The following is a 15,107-nucleotide window of genomic DNA, read 5'->3' on the forward strand; positions in this document are numbered from 1 at the left end:
CAGGACAGAGGGGGGTGTGACAGAGCGCAGGCGTCGCCTTTTGGCCAACAGTCTCACTCGCTCCACTTCACCTTGGTCAGGTCATTCGCCTGGATCGGCGCATTCTCCCAAAGCCCCTGCAGCTTCGCATCCCACACACCAACCTTCGGCAATTCGTAGAGGAAACCGACCACGGCATCATCGGCGAGGATCTTCTGCGCCTGTCCCAGCAATTCCTTGCGCTTGGCCTCGTCGGAGGTGAGGTTGAGGTCGGCGATGATCTTGTCGAAGGCCGGATTGTCGTAGTTGAAGTAGTAGTCCTTGCGCGAATAGATATCGATGTCGTTGGGCTCGGTGTGCGAGACGATGGTCAGGTCGTAGTCCTTCTTGGTGAACACCTGATCCAGCCACTGCGCCCATTCGACAGGAATGATCTCCAGATCGATGCCGACGTCGCGAAGCTCCGAGGCGATGATCTCGCCGCCGAGCCGCGCATAGGAAGGCGGCGGCAATTTCAGCGTTGCCTTGAAGCCGCTTTCCAGGCCTGCCTCCTTCAAGAGTTCCTTGGCCTTGGCGACATCATGCGGATAGCGGCCGGTGAGGTCGACATAGTCCTTGTTGGCAGGTGACATGTGCGAGCCGATCGGCACGCCGAGCCCGGCCGAGGCACCGTCGATGATCGCCTTGCGGTCGAGCGCGTAGGAAATCGCCTGCCTGACCTGCAGCTTGTCGAAGGGCGGTTTCTTGTTGTTGATCGACAGGATGGTCTCGCCCTCGGTCGAGCCGATCACCACCTTGAAGCGCGGGTCGTCCTTGACCTGGGCGACGCTGTCGGGATCGAAGAACGGAAAGGCCTGAATGTCGCCGGAGAGCAGTGCCGGCACGGCCGCCGCGGCGTCCGGCACGATGCGGAACTCGGCCTTGTCGAGGGCCACGGGCGCGCCCCAGTAATTGTCGGATTTCACCACCGTGATCGACGAGCCCTTGGCCCAGCTCTGGAACTTGAACGGTCCGGTGCCGATCGGCTTTTCCTTGTTGGTGTCGGCGGATTCCGGCGCCACCATCACCGCGTCGCCCCAGCCCATATTGTAGAGGAAGGACCCTTGCGGGTTCTTCAGTGTCACCTTCACGGTCGCCGGGTCCACCACCTCGACCTTGTCTATGGCCGCGAACAGACCCTTCTGCGCATTGACGGAATTGTCGGCGCGGGCGCGGTCGAGCGAGAATTTCACGTCGTCGGCGTTGAAGTCGGTGCCGTCGTGGAATTTCACGCCGGTGTGCAGCTTGAAGGTGTAGACCTTGCCGTCATCGGAAATGGGCCAGCTCTCTGCGAGATCGGGCAGCACCTCGCCGTTCGGGCCGATGCGGGTCAGGCCCTCGAACACATTGGCGTAAAGCACCTCGTCGATCGCCGCCGCGGCACCCGCGGTCGGGTCGAGATGCGGCGGTTCGAGCGGGATGCCGATGACCAGATCGGTGCGCGCGGCAAATGACGAGGTGCTGGCGGCAAGCGCCAGGGCCGCAGCGGCAAGAATGGTTTTCCACAATTTCATCGTGCAACTCCCATATGCTCAAACCGGGTGGATAGAAGCGTGATTTCGAGGTGGAGTAAATTGCGTTTCGTGCTGCCGGGTAGCGCCAGGGGGAATGTTTTTCCTGCGTAGTCGATTGGCGCTGACCTCTTTGTTGGCGGATTATCCCGCGACCGTGCCGCGCAGCAGCACGTTGAGTCCGATTGCCATCACCTTGGCCGATTCCACCATATCGGCGATGCCTACCCATTCGTCGGGGCGGTGGGCGAGGTCGAGAATGCCCGGGCCATAGGCGATGCAGTCATAGATGTGGCCGATGCGGGCGATGTGCTTCTGGTCGTAGGTGCCGGGCGAAATCACATAATCCGGTTCACGGTCGAAGATTGCCATGATTCCTTGTGCTACCGCCTTCACCACCGGCGCGTCACGCTCGGTCATCAGCGGCAGCACCTCCATCAGGTCGCGGATCTCGTAGTCGAATTTCTTGCGCTCGCGCCTCAGCCGCTCGAGGATGCCGGTCACCTCGCTTTTGACCGTGGCAAGGTCCTCTTCGAGCAGGAAGCGGCGGTCGATGGTCAGCCGGCAGGAATCGGGCACGTTGGGCGAGGGCAGACCGGGGCGGAAATCCTCGGTCTGGCCGCCATGGATCGAGTTGATGTTCATGGTCGAGCGCCTGGCGCCCTCGGGTACGACCGGCATGCGCGTTATCTTGCGATCGAGGGCCGGAAACAATTCGTCCTCGAAAGCCTGCAGCACGGCGCCCATGTGGCGCACGGCATTGTCGCCGAGAAACGGCATCGAGCCATGCGCGATCTCGCCCTTGGTTTCGATCTCCGCCCACCAGACGCCGCGATGGCCGAGGCAGATGCGGTCCTTGTTCAGCGGCTCAGGGATGATGACGTGGTCGACCTTGGGTTTCGAGAAATAACCGAGCTTCGCCAGATGGGCGACGCCGCCGAAGCCGCCGGACTCTTCGTCGACCGTGCCTGATATCTCGATGGCGCCGGGAAAATCCGGGAAGACCTCCATGAAAACTTCGGCGGCGATGATGGAGGAGGCCAAGCCGCCCTTCATGTCGCAGGCGCCGCGGCCGTAGACCTTGCCGTCCTTCACCAGGCCGGCGAAAGGATCGACGCTCCAGCCTTCGCCGGCCTCGACCACGTCGATATGCGAGTTGAAATGCACGCAGGCGCCGGGCGAGCGGCCGTCGAAGCGGGCGACGACATTGACGCGCGGATAGCGGTCGGTGTCGCCGGGCGTGCCTTCGGCGCGGATGAACTCGGTTTCGAAGCCGCGCTTCCGCAGCCGCGCGCCAATGTATTCCGCGCACGGCCTGTAGGCCTCACCAGGCGGATTGATGGTCGGAAAGCGGATCAGCTCGGCGGTCAGCGCAACCAGGTCGTCGACGCGCTCGTCCACGGCCTTGAGGAGTCGTTCGTTCATTCCGGGATTTGAGCAGCGAACCGGGTCACTTTGCAAGCGTGATGCTGAAACCGCTGCAATTGCGTGTCGCCGCGGCAACTATGACGGGAAAATCGTTCAAATGCGCTGCTTTAGCTTGGCTAATTTATCAATGAGTGTGTGTTACTTCATTCACCTGCCATTAAAAGCATGAAAAACAGCGTGATGGCAGCGGGCAAGGGCAATCAAAGGGGTTTGATCGCATGAAAAAGACCGTTCTCATGGCGGCAATACTGGCAACGGCGCTGTTCGGCACTTCGATCGAGAGCAAGGCAGCCGCTCTCGTCGCCAGCATCGACATATCTTCGCAGACGATGACCGTCAGCCGCTATGGGCAGGTGGTTTACCGGTGGAGCGTATCCACCGCCCGCAGGGGCTACATTACGCCGCGCGGCAACTACCGGCCGCAATGGACGGCCCGGATGTGGTATTCGCGCAAATACGATATGTCGCCGATGCCGTATTCGGTGTTCTTCCGTGGCGGCTACGCCATCCACGGCACCGGCGCGGTGAAGTATCTCGGGCGTCCGGCGTCGCATGGCTGTGTGCGCCTGCACACCACCAATGCCGCGACCTTCTATTCGATGGTGAAGGAAGCCGGCTACGGCAACACGCGGATCGTCGTCACCGATTAAGCCCGGTTCGACGCTAGAGAGCGGTTCATCGTTTCACGGAAACGCAGATCCGCTCTATCTGTTTGTTTTGACGCAATTCCTGACGGAAAACCGTTTCACACCTTTCCTGGAATTGCTCTGGTGGCTACTGGCGGGCAGCGTCCATTGCCCGCCCGCGCTGGCGGCGACGCCGGCCGCTGATTTCCCACCTCTTGTGGAACCACATCCACTGTCCCGGATCCTCGCGCACCCAGCGCTCGACCACATCGGCGAGGAGCTGGGTGGTGGCCGGCACGTCGACGCTGCCACTTTCGGTGCGCGGCAAGGTCAGCTTGTCCTCGATATCGAGCCGGAACCGGTTGCCCGGTAGCCGCACGCAGCGCGCCGGATAGACGTCGCAATCATAGTGGCGGGCAAGCATGCCCAGCACCGGATTGCTTTGGCACGGGCGGCCGAAGAAGGTCGTTTCCAGCCCGCTCGAGAATTTCTGGTCGACCAGCACGCCGATATTGCCGCCATTCTCGAGGATCGCGGCGAGCGCGAATGAAGCGCCGGTGGAAGAGGGCAGCAGGGCCCCCATCGTCGAACGGCGGGTCGAATGGATGTAGTCGGCCAGATAGGGATTGTTGGGCGGGCGAAACAGCGCTGTGATCTTCATGCCGAAGGTGGCGGCGGCCACCGGCAGCAGTTCGAAATTGCCGAGATGGCCGGTGAACAGGATGTGCGGCTTTTCCTCGCTGGCGATCTCAAGGAAATGCTCGACGCCGCGAACCTCGACCCGGCCCGGCGTCGTCGCTTTCGGGTCGTAGTCGAAGAGCGCATCGAGGAAGATGTATTCGGCGGCAAGGCGCGCCATGTTGCCCCACATGTCCAGGGCGATGGCTTCGATCTCGGCATCGCTTTTCTCAGGATAGGCGAGACGCAGATTGCTGGTCGCGACGCGATGGCGCCCGACCAGCGGGCCGATGCGGCGGGCGACGCGGTCGGCGAAGTTGAGCGCACTGTCGGGCGGCAAGAGGCGCAGCAGCGAGATGATCGTCATCGCGACGCGTGCGACCAGCCAGTGCTCCATCTGGCGAAGCCGCCGGCCGTAGCGAAACGCCAGGTCCCTGCGGACTTTCTTGAAGGCTCTGCCGACCATTCCTAGTCGACGCGCAGGATGATCTTGCCGAACACGTCACGGCCTTCCATGCGCTTCAGCGCAGGGTCGATGTCGTCGAAGCCGACTTCGGTGTCGATCACCGGTGCGACCAGGCCCGCCGCCATCTTCTGCATGGCGTCGGCCATGTTTTCCATGCGGCAGCCGAAGGAGCCGAGCAGCTTCAGCTGCTGCTGGAAAAGCTGCATCAGGTTGATTTGCGTCGACACACCCGAAGTCGAGCCGCAGGTCACCAGGCGGCCACCGCGCTTCATGCACAGCATCGAGGCAGCAAAGGTATCGGCGCCGACATGTTCGAACACGACGTCGACGCCCTTCTTCTTGGTCAACTTGCGCACCACGCCCTCGAAACGGTCGTCGCGGTAGTTGATGACGTGGTCGGCGCCAAGCGCCTTCGCCTTGTCGATCTTGTCGTTCGAGCCGACCGTTGTGATCACGGTGCAGCCCATCTTCTTCGCCAGCTGGATGGCGGCGGAGCCTATGCCCGAGCCGCCGGCATGGACGAGGATCGTCTCGCCGGGCTGCAGTCGGGCATTATCGAACAGCATGTGCTCGACCGTGCCAAAGGTCACCGGTGCGACAGCGGCGCCGATCTCGCTGACCCCGGGCGGAGCGGGGACCAGAAGCCGCGCCGGCAGGTTGATCTTCTCCTGGGCAAAGCCGTCGAGGTGGAAGCCATGAACGCCGGAAACGTGCTCGCAGAGATTGTCGCGGCCTTCGCGGCAGGCGAGGCAAAGGCCGCAGGTGCGTGCGCCATAGATCGACACCAGTTGTCCGGGCAGAAGGCTGGAAACGCCGGGACCGACGGCTTCGACTTCGCCCGAGGCTTCAGCGCCGATGACCAGCGGCAGCTTGCGCTTGGCGAAGGCCATGCCGCGCCAGCCCCAGACGTCGATATGGTTCAGCGCCACGGCCTTGATGCGCAGCGTTACCTCGCCGAGCGAGGGCGGCGGGGGAGGCGGCAGGTCCACCGTTTCAAGACGGCGGTCCTCGATAAGTTGCAGTGCGCGCATGGAGCCTGTCGGATCTGTTGAGCGGAAAGCGCTCGCTTAGACCGGTTCCCGCGCCATGACAAGGCAAGTGTTCTGGCCGCCGAAGCCGAAGGAATTCGACAAGACGGTACCAACCTCGGCATTGCGCTTCTTGTTCGGCACCACGTCGAGCACGATCGCCGGATCGGGATTGTCGTAGTTGATGGTCGGCGGAATGACGCTTTCGCGCATGGTCATCAGCGAAAATGCCGCCTCGACCGCGCCGGCCGCCGACAGCGTGTGGCCGATCATCGACTTGTTCGACGAGATCGGCATCGAGCCGATGCGCTCGCCGAACACGGTCGACAGCGACAAATGCTCCATCTTGTCGTTTTCCGGCGTCGAGGTGCCGTGGGCGTTGACATAGTCGATCTCGTCTTCGCCAAGGCCGGCATCGGCGAGCGCGGCGCGCACCGCGGCGATTGCCGGCGACCCGTCGGGCTTGGAGCGGGTGCGGTGGAAATCGTCGGCCTTCTCGCCGCAGCCGCGCATGATGCCGAGAATGGTGGCGCCGCGGGCAAGGGCGGCCTCCAGCGATTCCAGCACCAGCGCGCCGGAGCCTTCGGCAAGCACAAACCCGTCGCGATCCTTGGAGAAGGGTTTTGAGGCCTTTTCGGGGATGTCGTTGTGGGTGGACAGCGCCGACAGCAGCGAGAAGCGGATCAGCGCCTCGGCAGTCGCCGAGCCGTCGGCGCCGATCGACAGCGCCTTGTCGCACTCGCCGCGGCGAATCGCCTCGACGCCGAGCTGGATCGCCGTGGCGCCGGAGGCACAGGCGGTCGACAGCGTGATCGGCAAGCCGCGCGTGCCGAAGCTGTCGGCCAGCCGGTCGGCGATCGAGCCGAACTGCGTGGTCTCGAAGATATCGAGTTCCTTCAGGGCGCGCGCGACGCGCAGTAGCCTTTCGGCGCCGGCGTCCTGCTTGTCGGAATTGTAGAGCGAAAAGCGGTCGGCCCAGTCGAGTTCGACCGGCGGCGAGGCGAGGAAAAGCGGTCCGCCGAAATCGCCGGAATCGAGACCGGCTTCCGCGACGGCTTCCCGCGCGGCGGTTTCGGCCAGCTCGTAGGTGAGGGGGCTGGAACCCTGCGAACTCGACGGCAGGAAGTCGACCATGCCGGAGATGCGGGTGTTCAGGTGATCGACTGGAAAGCGGGTGATCGGATGGATGCCGGATTTGCCCGATGTGAGTGCCGCCCAGTTGTCGGCCTTGCCGACGCCGAGCGACGTCACCACGCCGATACCGGTAACGGCGACGATTGGCCTGCCCATGTGATCGTTCAGATTGGCCATGTTTTGTCCTGACAGCCCTGGTCGGATATTTCTTGCTGGGCCATGATCTTATCCAAAAACCGGATTTCCACTTTTTGGGATCATGGTCTAGGCCGCTTTGATCAGCCCCATACCTTCGAATTGGTGATAGCCGATCGCCGTTGCAAGCACTGACCTGGGAACGCCAGCGAACGGCTTTTCGACCGTGGCATCGAAAGCGGGATAGGCGGCCTTGCGGTCGACGGCCAGCGCTGCGAGCGCCACGGCGAAGGGGAACTGCGCTTCCTTCATGTGGCCGGTCAGCGTCGAGAACGCGCGCGCGGCAATCGTCGGATGGGCGTCCAGCACGGCCTTCTCGGCGGCGGTAGCGGCATGGGCGCCGGAAGCACCTGAGATCGCGAGCAATTCACCGTCAGGCAATGCAGCCTGGCTGAGCAGCGTGGCGATCTCGGCATCGAGTTCGCCGAGCCGCCGCCTGGCGCGTCCGGACACGACCGGACCGAGTTCGGCGTAGATCTTGCGTCCACGGCTTTGCGCGTACTCGCGCTGCTCAAGCACCAGGAAGGCGCCGCCGGAGCCGGTCACCACGCCGCCGCCTTCGCCGCCCTGTCTTTGCCAGACCGGCTTCCAGGCGCCGCGATGCAAATAGCCGGCCAGTTCATAGCCAAGCAGCATGTCGGAATGTTCGGTCTGGAAGGCGCCGCCAACCAGCACATGCGTCGACTGTCCGGAGCGGATGCGCGCGGCGGCCGTCTCGACGGCGGCGACGCCGGCACCTTCCTCGCCCATGAAGGTGCGGGACGAGCCGGTGACCTTGTGGACGATGGAGATGTTGCCGGCGAGCAGGTTGGACAATTGCGCCAGGAACAAGGTCGGGCGCAATTCCGTGGTCAGCTTCTCGTTGAGCAGCACGTCGCGGTCGTTGCGGCTTTCCGAGGCGGCGAGGATCGCGGCATCGACCGCCTCGTCGCGCTCGCCACCGCCTGCGGCCACCACCATGTCCATGGTCGCGCAAAGCTCGTCATTGCCCTTGATGCCGGCATCGTCCAGCGCAAGGCCGGCGGAATAGGTGCCAAGCCTCTGCCAGGTCTCCATCTGCCGCTGATCGCCGCGCTTGGCGATCTGCAGGTTCCAGTCGATCTCGGGCAGCGGGTGGATGGTGTAAGGCGCAAAGCGCGCGGCCTCCAGCACCGGCTGCAGGCCCGGCTGGGCGAGCTTTAGCCAGTGCGCATCCGGACCTTCTCCCAGCGAAGAGACAAGGCCGATGCCGGTGATGACGACGTCGCGGGGGCTGTTCATGGGCGGCTTTGTGGGTCAGGCGGCAGAGCGCGTCAAGGTCACGCGCTCAGCAGACGTCAGGCGTTCTTGGCGGCGACCAGCGCGTCGATCTTGGCGCACAGGTTCTTCATGACGAAGTAATCGTCGGTCGAGGCCTTGCCGTCATTGACTTCCTGCGTCCACTTTTCCAGCGGCACCTTGATGCCGAATTCCTTGTCGATGGCAAAGACGATGTCGAGGAAATCGAGGCTGTCGATGCCGAGATCGTCGATGGTGTGGCTTTCGGGCGTGATCGTCTCGATATCGATCTCACTGGTGTCGGCGATGATCTTGGCGACTTTGTCGAACGTGGTGGACAAGGGCTCTTCCTTCGGTTGCGGGCGGAATCTGTCCGCATCTTGTTTGGGCGCTGTCTAATCGGTTTTTCCGGGCAGGAAAAGGCCTGATACGCCGGGCGCAGATGGGATGCCTCCCATGCAAAGACAAGAAGGGCCGCCGGTTTGCCCGGCGGCCCTTCCCATTTGACGTCGGGTCAGCTCAGTCGCGGAGCTTGACCAGGTCGTTCAGCAGCCCGCCCGTGCCGTTGTGGACGGTCAGCCGCTCGACCTTGCCGGCGATGGTCTCCAGAGCCTCGAGCTCCTTCAGGCGCAGCATCACCGGGTTCTCGGCCATCACCCGGGCCGTGTTGAGGAGGGAACGCGTCGCGTTCGTCTCCTCGCGGCGGCGGATGACGTTGGCCTCGGCCTGCTTTTCGGCCGAAACCACCTGGTTGAGGATTTCGCGCATCTCGCCCGGCAGGATGACATCCTTGAGCGCGATATCGCTGACCTCGACCCCGATCCCGGCCATGTCGGCGCGGACCTTGGCCGCCGCTTCCTCGTCGATCGTCACCTTCTTCTCGAGAATCTGATCGAGCGTCAGCGCGCCAAGCGTCTTGCGGAAGGCGTACTGCAGGGCGCGGTAGAGGGCTTCGGCGAAGTCCTTCACGGCGCTCACCGCCTTGACCGGATCGACGACCCGGTATTCGGCGGCGATATTGACGCGGATCGTGACGCGGTCCTTGGTCAGCACTTCCTGCCCGGCGACATCGAGCGACTGGCGCTTGAGGTCGACGACCTTCACCTGCACCATGCGTCCGACGCTCCAGAACGCATGCACGCCCGCCGTGAGCGTCCGCACAAGGACACCATCGACGAACAGCAGTCCGGCCTGGCCGTCGACGACCGGATGGACGGACATCAGTTCCGTCTTCCGGGCCTGGCCGAGCCGGCGCATGACCGCCGGATCAATCGCAAGATCGGCCGAGGCGTCGACCATCGTGACCTTCCACGGTCCGGCATCCGTCCACAGCACGAGCTTGCGGTCCGGCGCCAGGACGGCATGGAGATTGCCGTCACGCTCGATGACGGCGACATCCGTGCGCCCGGTGCGAACGACAGTGAAATGACGCGCGGCCACATCCGGGAGCTTGTCGAACAACGCCTTCTCGTACGCCGAAACGAATTCCGGGTTCTTCAGATCGTGCCGCGCGACTTCAAGGCTCTGGCGCCGGTTGGCGAGCCAGTGTTCGCCTGGCATCAGGACAGCCTTGATCTCACCCTTGTAGAGGGTGACGGCACGCTCGTTTTCCTTAACAAGGACGCGCTCGCGTCCAAGAACCTTATCGAGAATGGTCATTGTCTTACTCCTGTCGGGCATGGCCCCATGCGAGGCGTCAAGTCATGCGTCGATCTTCCTTTTCGTTTCTCGTTTCACGTCGTCTCTTGCTTCACGTCCCGGCTCGAATGATCCGGGGACCGGTGGCATCAATCCGCGGCGGGCCTTCGGGAGCGGATCGCGGGGCAGCGAAGCGGGCGCCGGAAGCCGAAGCCTCCCTTGCCGGCGACGCTGCGCCTTGATCGTCACCGCGGGCCTGGCCGCGAGCCGATGGCGTCAGACCTTTCGATGCGGCCTCGGCCCGAGGGCTTCGGCCGTCCGTCAGGTCTTTCGCATTCCGGTCCCCGGACCGTTTTTTCAGATAACACCACCCTAAGGTGTCGGCTTTCGAGGCCGTTGGAGAAGGAATCGAACCTTCGACAGTCAGATTAACGATCTGATGCTCTACCCAAACTGAGCTATCCGTGGTGTGGATGAAGGGACTCGAACCCTCGACCTCCGGACCCAAATCCGGCGCTCTCCCCCTGAGCTACACCCGCAATCCCAACACCCGAAACGGCGCCGTACACAGGGTGGCAAAGCCACCTGCGCGGGCGGAGGCGAAAGCTCCAACCGTTGTGCTCGCTTCGGTTTTCGTGACCGGGAGCGCGCCTATAGCCCCTGCGACGGGTTGTCGCAAGCGGCATTGTCGCGGCTTATTCGCGGCTTCTTTCGATGGTGGCATTTCGGCAACACATGCTCGGCGCCAGGCGGGGGCTTCGGTGCCGTCAGAAGGTGACGCGGCCGAGCACGCGCAGGCCGTCGCCTTGCGGCTCGACCACCACCGCTTCGCCCTCGCGCGGCGACACGCCGGTGAGGGCGACAATGTTCTCCAGATGGGTGACCAGGACCAGATTGTCGGACCCGGAATAGCCGCGGATCTCGGTCATCACCGCCGCCAGCTGCGCGGCTTTCTCCGCCGGATCGGTCTTCAGCAGATCAAGCGGCGCGAAGGGCTCGGGTTCGGCCTCGAAGGCGATGCGGGCGGTGTCGAGGCAGCGACAGTAGCGGCTGGAGAGCACGCGCTCGATCGGGGCGGCGCGCGCGGCGAACAGCGCGCCGATCCGGCTTGCCTGCTGCTGGCCGCGCGCCGACAAATTGAGCTGGGTCGGGCATTTGGCGATGTCGAAATTGGCCGGATCCGCGGTGCCGGTGACCATGGCGTGGCGCAGCAGCACGACATGCCCGCCGTCGCGCAGCAGCGCCCAGCCGGCATCCGTGGCGTGGGCCGCGGCGGGAACGACAAGCAGGAGCAGCGCCAGCAGAAATCGAACCATCAGTTATCTTTCTCCCGGTCACCGGCAGGTGGTCCGGTGACCGGCATATAGGGACGGCAAAGCCGGCTGAAAGACAAGTACGGGTCAAAGGGCCCGTTTCCGCACCATGCGGTTTGGAAGGGCAGGGCGATTGCGCCGCAATCAGGGCTCGCCTATCACGGGAAAAATGTCTCCGCCCGCTTTGGTCGAGAAGCCTCCTGAGGGGGACGCATGGATTCACGAAGTCAAATTCGACGGCTACCGTACCCAGATCATCATCGACGAAGCCGGCGTGCGCCTGTTCACTCGTCGCGGGCTGGACTGGACGTCCAAATACCGCGACCTCGCCAAGGCGGCCGGAGAGTTGGGTGTCGAGAGCGCGATCATCGACGGCGAAGTGATCGTGACCAATGACGCAGGCCTGTCCGACTTCAAGGCGCTTCGCAAGGCCATCACCCGGCGCCAGCACGACCTGTATTTCGTGGCCTTCGACCTGCTTCACCTCAACGGCCATGATCTTCGCGGCATGCCGCTCGAGGACCGCCGCGAGGTCCTGCAAGCCATGATCCCGGACGACGGTCGCATTCAGTTCAGCCAGGCGCTGCCGGGCGATGCCAAGGCAATCTTTGAGCTGGTCGACAAGGCGGTCTTGAGGGGATGGTGTCGAAGCGCAAGGACAGCAGATATCGCAGCGGCCCGTCAACCGCCTGGCTGAAGACGAAAGCTTTCACGATCGACGAATACGATCTGCTCGGCGTCGAGCGCGAGCCCGGCAAAGCGGCCTTTGCACTGATGGCCGAGCGCGGCACCGGCCGCTACGTCGGCAGCGCCTTCATCAACGCCAATCGGGAGATGCGGGAGCGGCTTTGGAAGCGCGTCCAGGAAGCCCCAGGACAGCCGCCAAAGGGCATGAAGCGGCCGGCGACTGTCTGGGTCAAGCCGGGGCTGATCGGGCGCGTCAAGCACCTGCGGGGCGAGGACGACTTGCGGCACGCTTCGCTGCAGGACTTTCGAGATGAAAGCTGATCCTTGCCGCCGCCGCCGCCCAACCCCGGCGGCGGGAATTCAAGTCACTTCGCCTGGCGGTCTTTCACATTCGCATGCTCGTTCGCCGCCTCGGTGTCGGTAGCCGGCGTCTGGGTGTCGGCACCTGTAAACGGGCTGCCCTGCCCAGGCGCGAGGTCGCCGCTATGGCCGGCCTTATTCTCCTGGAAGGGGTGGCCGTCAGGGCTGAGGCCATGCTGAAGAGCATTGAACAGATGGTCGTCCGCCTTGGCGAGGCCAGCGAAAGCGATGAGCGATGCCCCGGTGGCAGCAAGAATGAGCGTGTGCTTTTTCATTTTCTGGACTCCTTGTAAGGCCAGAACGAGCCGCAGCCGGACTGGCCGCTTCAACAAAGGGAATTCAAATCCCTTTTGCCTTACCCTCCGTTGGCTAAGGAGATAACGGCTCTCATGCCGGAATTATTCCGGCGCGCCCGACTTGTGTAGGTCTGGGAGTCTCGCGACCCAGAGAGCGATCTGACAGAGGCAGATGACTAGGCCTTGCGGCGCTTCGAAAGCGCCTGCCATAGCTCCGCTTCGTTCATGACCCCGTTCTGGAAAACGATGACGACTTCCTCGGCGAGAGTTCCCGCTGTTCCTTGTCTTTTAGGGCAAGGCGGCGCTCTCGGCACAGTTGGTCAAACACCCGCTGGAGCAACTCCAGATCGGCAGGCTCGAATACACCGCTGTAGCGTGTCAAAGCCATAAGGGCCGCCCTCAATGCCAACCCTGCCTTGTATTTTGCCACAGGCTACGCGGATTTCAATCGGGGCTTGAGGGGATCATCAGGCCGGAAGAATCCTAAACCCAGCCAGGAATTTGTTTTCTGCAGAATAGACAAGCGCCATGAGGCACGCGGCGAAGATGCACATCGCTATGACCAGCACGAGCCGTTCAAACTGAACGGACTTGACCCGCCTCTCGCCGTCGCCTGCCACAAAGTCCGATAGGACCTTTCCAACAGACGAGCCGCGTTCATGCCCGCACTTGGGGCATTTCTGGGTGCTTGAACCTATTACGAACGTGCATCCCGCACAGTTCACCAGCATCGGCCATCGCCCCCTTTGGCGAGAGGAAAATAGCACATGCAATTACGTGCGATAGGGAAATGGCGGCAGATGGTTAGCGCTACCCAGCCGTGGCGGACTCTCACTAGGGCGGTGCCACCAGAGAAGCGCCAGGACGCCCTTCAGGCCGCTTCGGCGTCGTGGGACAGCGGCCGGCAGGAATGGATTGGCGCCGGCCCATACAGGCCCACGGATGCCAACCGGTAGTGATGCCAGCTCGCCGGCGGGGTGAACCCGTCTTTTGCGCCTACGGCAAATAGATGAGCCCGTGTCTCCAATCGATGAAATGAAGATCATGTGGCCCGATGCTACTTAAAGGGACGGCAACCCGGTTTTGCGGCCCAAAAAGCCAGTTGGCTTTAGGGGTTAGGTATGAGCAAAACGACTCTCTGTGCTATCGCTATCCTCGCGATCAGCGTCGGCTATGCCGGAGCCACGGACCGTAAGGTCCCGCCGGTTTGCACCGCGTCAAGCCCACTCTTCGAGGTTCTAGGTGGCAAGTGTTTTCTCGTCAAAGGTTCGATGATCTATGGCGACATCGCCGATCTTTCCCAGATAATTCACTTGGGCCGGTAGCCAGGGGCACAGGCCGAGGATATCGGCTCATGGGCAAGGGCTGGACGTTCCAATCTCTGATCGATGCGAAGATGACGGTGACGGCGTATTGCCATTACTCGCCCTGCAACAACAGCAAACCACTGGATTTGGTGAAGCTTCGCGATCGATTCGGACGGGACGCGCCGGCAACGGCCGAAGACCTCGTTCGAAAGCTGAAATGCGGCAGATGTGGCGGCAGGACAGTCAGGCTGATCTATACGCCGGACACCACGCCAAACGCCTACCGGAAGGCAACGCAATGACCGACAAGCCGGCGACGACCTACGTCGTCAGCGTGTATGAAAAACCTTCGTGGCGCACCGTGCTGACCACCAGAGACAAGGCCGAAGCCGAGGCGTTTGAACAGGCGATGGTGCAGGACGGCGTCAAGGCACAGATCGAGGAGATCACCCCGAAGCAGAAGAGGCGCTAGCTGGCTGCCCGCTTTGCCGCCTTAATAAATGTTCATGGAAACGCGCCTAAAATACCCCTCTTGGGGAGCGCGTATTCATTGGCCTACAAAGACCCTCCGCGGCAGGATGCTTATCGCCTTGAGCGCGTCGACGGCGAAACGGTGGAAGGCATAGCCGTCTTTTACACGACGGCCGAAGCGAACGAGGTCATCAATCATCTGGACCGGCGCTACCGCTTGATGCTGGGCGACAGGCAGATATGGCCTCCTGATGATGGCAATCGTCACAATGAGACTCCACTTTTGGACGACTAGCATGAGCGCTGTCGCAATCGACTGGATATATCTTTCAGCCGACGGAACGTTTGTACCCGCCCAGTGTTATCACCATGATCCCCGCATAGGGATCATAAAGGGCCTTGCCCCTCTCGGCCCGAGTTTGAGTCCGCTGTCTCCCCGGCAGCGGACCCGACGCATTCAGCGATAGACGCGAAAATCAGATCATCTGTCGGAGCGGCTCGATCTGTGCCTCTCGGACGTCTCTGAGGGGTTCTCGGAGAGTCTAGCTGAACGCTGATCATGAAGCCGACCCGCGTTCTTTTTCGGCTTGTCAGCCTTGGCGATAATCAGCCTCTTCGCAATCTGGTAGTCGGCCCTGTTCGTCCGGTAGTCTTCTTTCTTGACTGACATCTTGATCACCTCACGGAGATCAAC

The 15,107-nt window shown here is 62.6% G+C and carries 14 protein-coding genes, 2 tRNA genes and 1 pseudogene; 5 read left to right on the forward strand and 12 right to left on the reverse strand.

Annotation, left to right across the window (positions count from 1 at the left end; genetic code table 11):
* Positions 1 to 53 precede the first annotated feature (53 nt).
* Together AC1RUK_RS08115 and AC1RUK_RS08120 are read right to left on the reverse strand one after the other, a co-directional pair.
* Positions 54 to 1,532, reverse strand: a complete 1,479-nt coding sequence (locus tag AC1RUK_RS08115) for an ABC transporter substrate-binding protein (protein ID WP_481836030.1) — start codon at positions 1,530 to 1,532, stop codon at positions 54 to 56.
* Positions 1,533 to 1,673: 141 nt separating this feature from the next.
* Positions 1,674 to 2,954, reverse strand: a complete 1,281-nt coding sequence (locus AC1RUK_RS08120; protein ID WP_481836029.1) for an acetylornithine deacetylase/succinyl-diaminopimelate desuccinylase family protein — start codon at positions 2,952 to 2,954, stop codon at positions 1,674 to 1,676.
* 221 nt (positions 2,955 to 3,175) lie between these two features.
* Here AC1RUK_RS08120 and AC1RUK_RS08125 point away from each other — a divergent pair, with 221 nt between their 5' ends.
* Positions 3,176 to 3,607: a L,D-transpeptidase gene (locus AC1RUK_RS08125; protein WP_481836028.1), complete on the forward strand. Its 432-nt coding sequence runs from the start codon at positions 3,176 to 3,178 to the stop codon at positions 3,605 to 3,607.
* Between the two features lie 124 nt (positions 3,608 to 3,731).
* Here the strand turns inward: AC1RUK_RS08125 and AC1RUK_RS08130 are convergent, their stop codons facing one another.
* The 9 genes from AC1RUK_RS08130 to AC1RUK_RS08170 form a co-directional block, all read right to left on the reverse strand.
* Complete coding sequence (locus AC1RUK_RS08130; protein WP_481836027.1) at positions 3,732 to 4,727, reverse strand: lipid A biosynthesis lauroyl acyltransferase; 996 nt, start codon at positions 4,725 to 4,727, stop codon at positions 3,732 to 3,734.
* A gap of 2 nt (positions 4,728 to 4,729) precedes the next feature.
* Positions 4,730 to 5,758, reverse strand: a complete 1,029-nt coding sequence (locus AC1RUK_RS08135) for a zinc-binding dehydrogenase (RefSeq protein ID WP_481836026.1) — start codon at positions 5,756 to 5,758, stop codon at positions 4,730 to 4,732.
* Positions 5,759 to 5,794: 36 nt separating this feature from the next.
* A complete protein-coding gene (locus AC1RUK_RS08140; protein ID WP_481836025.1) occupies positions 5,795 to 7,066 on the reverse strand; it encodes a beta-ketoacyl-ACP synthase in 1,272 nt (423 codons plus the stop codon).
* Positions 7,067 to 7,153: 87 nt separating this feature from the next.
* Positions 7,154 to 8,344, reverse strand: coding sequence for a beta-ketoacyl-ACP synthase (locus AC1RUK_RS08145; protein WP_481836024.1), 1,191 nt, complete (start codon positions 8,342 to 8,344; stop codon positions 7,154 to 7,156).
* A 56-nt stretch (positions 8,345 to 8,400) separates the two neighbouring features.
* Positions 8,401 to 8,682, reverse strand: coding sequence for an acyl carrier protein (locus tag AC1RUK_RS08150; RefSeq protein ID WP_126054139.1), 282 nt, complete (start codon positions 8,680 to 8,682; stop codon positions 8,401 to 8,403).
* A gap of 178 nt (positions 8,683 to 8,860) precedes the next feature.
* Positions 8,861 to 10,000 (reverse strand): slipin family protein, encoded by a 1,140-nt coding sequence (locus tag AC1RUK_RS08155; RefSeq protein ID WP_481836023.1) that lies wholly within the window; start codon positions 9,998 to 10,000, stop codon positions 8,861 to 8,863.
* A 375-nt stretch (positions 10,001 to 10,375) separates the two neighbouring features.
* Positions 10,376 to 10,443 (reverse strand) — tRNA-Asn (locus tag AC1RUK_RS08160).
* A gap of 1 nt (position 10,444) precedes the next feature.
* Positions 10,445 to 10,518 (reverse strand) — tRNA-OTHER (locus AC1RUK_RS08165).
* A 228-nt stretch (positions 10,519 to 10,746) separates the two neighbouring features.
* Complete coding sequence (locus tag AC1RUK_RS08170) at positions 10,747 to 11,295, reverse strand: histidine phosphatase family protein (protein ID WP_436172197.1); 549 nt, start codon at positions 11,293 to 11,295, stop codon at positions 10,747 to 10,749.
* A gap of 166 nt (positions 11,296 to 11,461) precedes the next feature.
* Between AC1RUK_RS08170 and AC1RUK_RS08175 the strand changes: the two are divergent.
* Positions 11,462 to 12,300: pseudogene (locus tag AC1RUK_RS08175) on the forward strand (ATP-dependent DNA ligase).
* A gap of 44 nt (positions 12,301 to 12,344) precedes the next feature.
* On the opposite strand, the gene AC1RUK_RS08180 reads toward AC1RUK_RS08175, so the two are convergent.
* Entirely contained in the window at positions 12,345 to 12,614 is a 270-nt protein-coding gene (locus AC1RUK_RS08180; RefSeq protein WP_481836022.1) for a hypothetical protein, read from the reverse strand.
* A 1,375-nt stretch (positions 12,615 to 13,989) separates the two neighbouring features.
* On the opposite strand from AC1RUK_RS08180, the gene AC1RUK_RS08185 reads away from it, so the two are divergent.
* The 3 genes from AC1RUK_RS08185 to AC1RUK_RS08195 all read left to right on the forward strand — a co-directional run bounded on the left by AC1RUK_RS08185 (position 13,990) and on the right by AC1RUK_RS08195 (position 14,708).
* Complete coding sequence (locus AC1RUK_RS08185) at positions 13,990 to 14,244, forward strand: hypothetical protein (RefSeq protein ID WP_481836021.1); 255 nt, start codon at positions 13,990 to 13,992, stop codon at positions 14,242 to 14,244.
* Entirely contained in the window at positions 14,241 to 14,414 is a 174-nt protein-coding gene (locus tag AC1RUK_RS08190; RefSeq protein WP_481836020.1) for a hypothetical protein, read from the forward strand. The genes AC1RUK_RS08185 and AC1RUK_RS08190 overlap by 4 nt, the downstream gene beginning before the upstream one ends.
* Positions 14,415 to 14,492: 78 nt before the next feature.
* On the forward strand, positions 14,493 to 14,708 hold the full coding sequence (locus tag AC1RUK_RS08195; RefSeq protein WP_481836019.1) for a hypothetical protein: 216 nt from the start codon (positions 14,493 to 14,495) through the stop codon (positions 14,706 to 14,708).
* The last annotated feature ends 399 nt before the right edge of the window (positions 14,709 to 15,107 follow it).

Source organism: Mesorhizobium monacense, assembly GCF_056781675.1.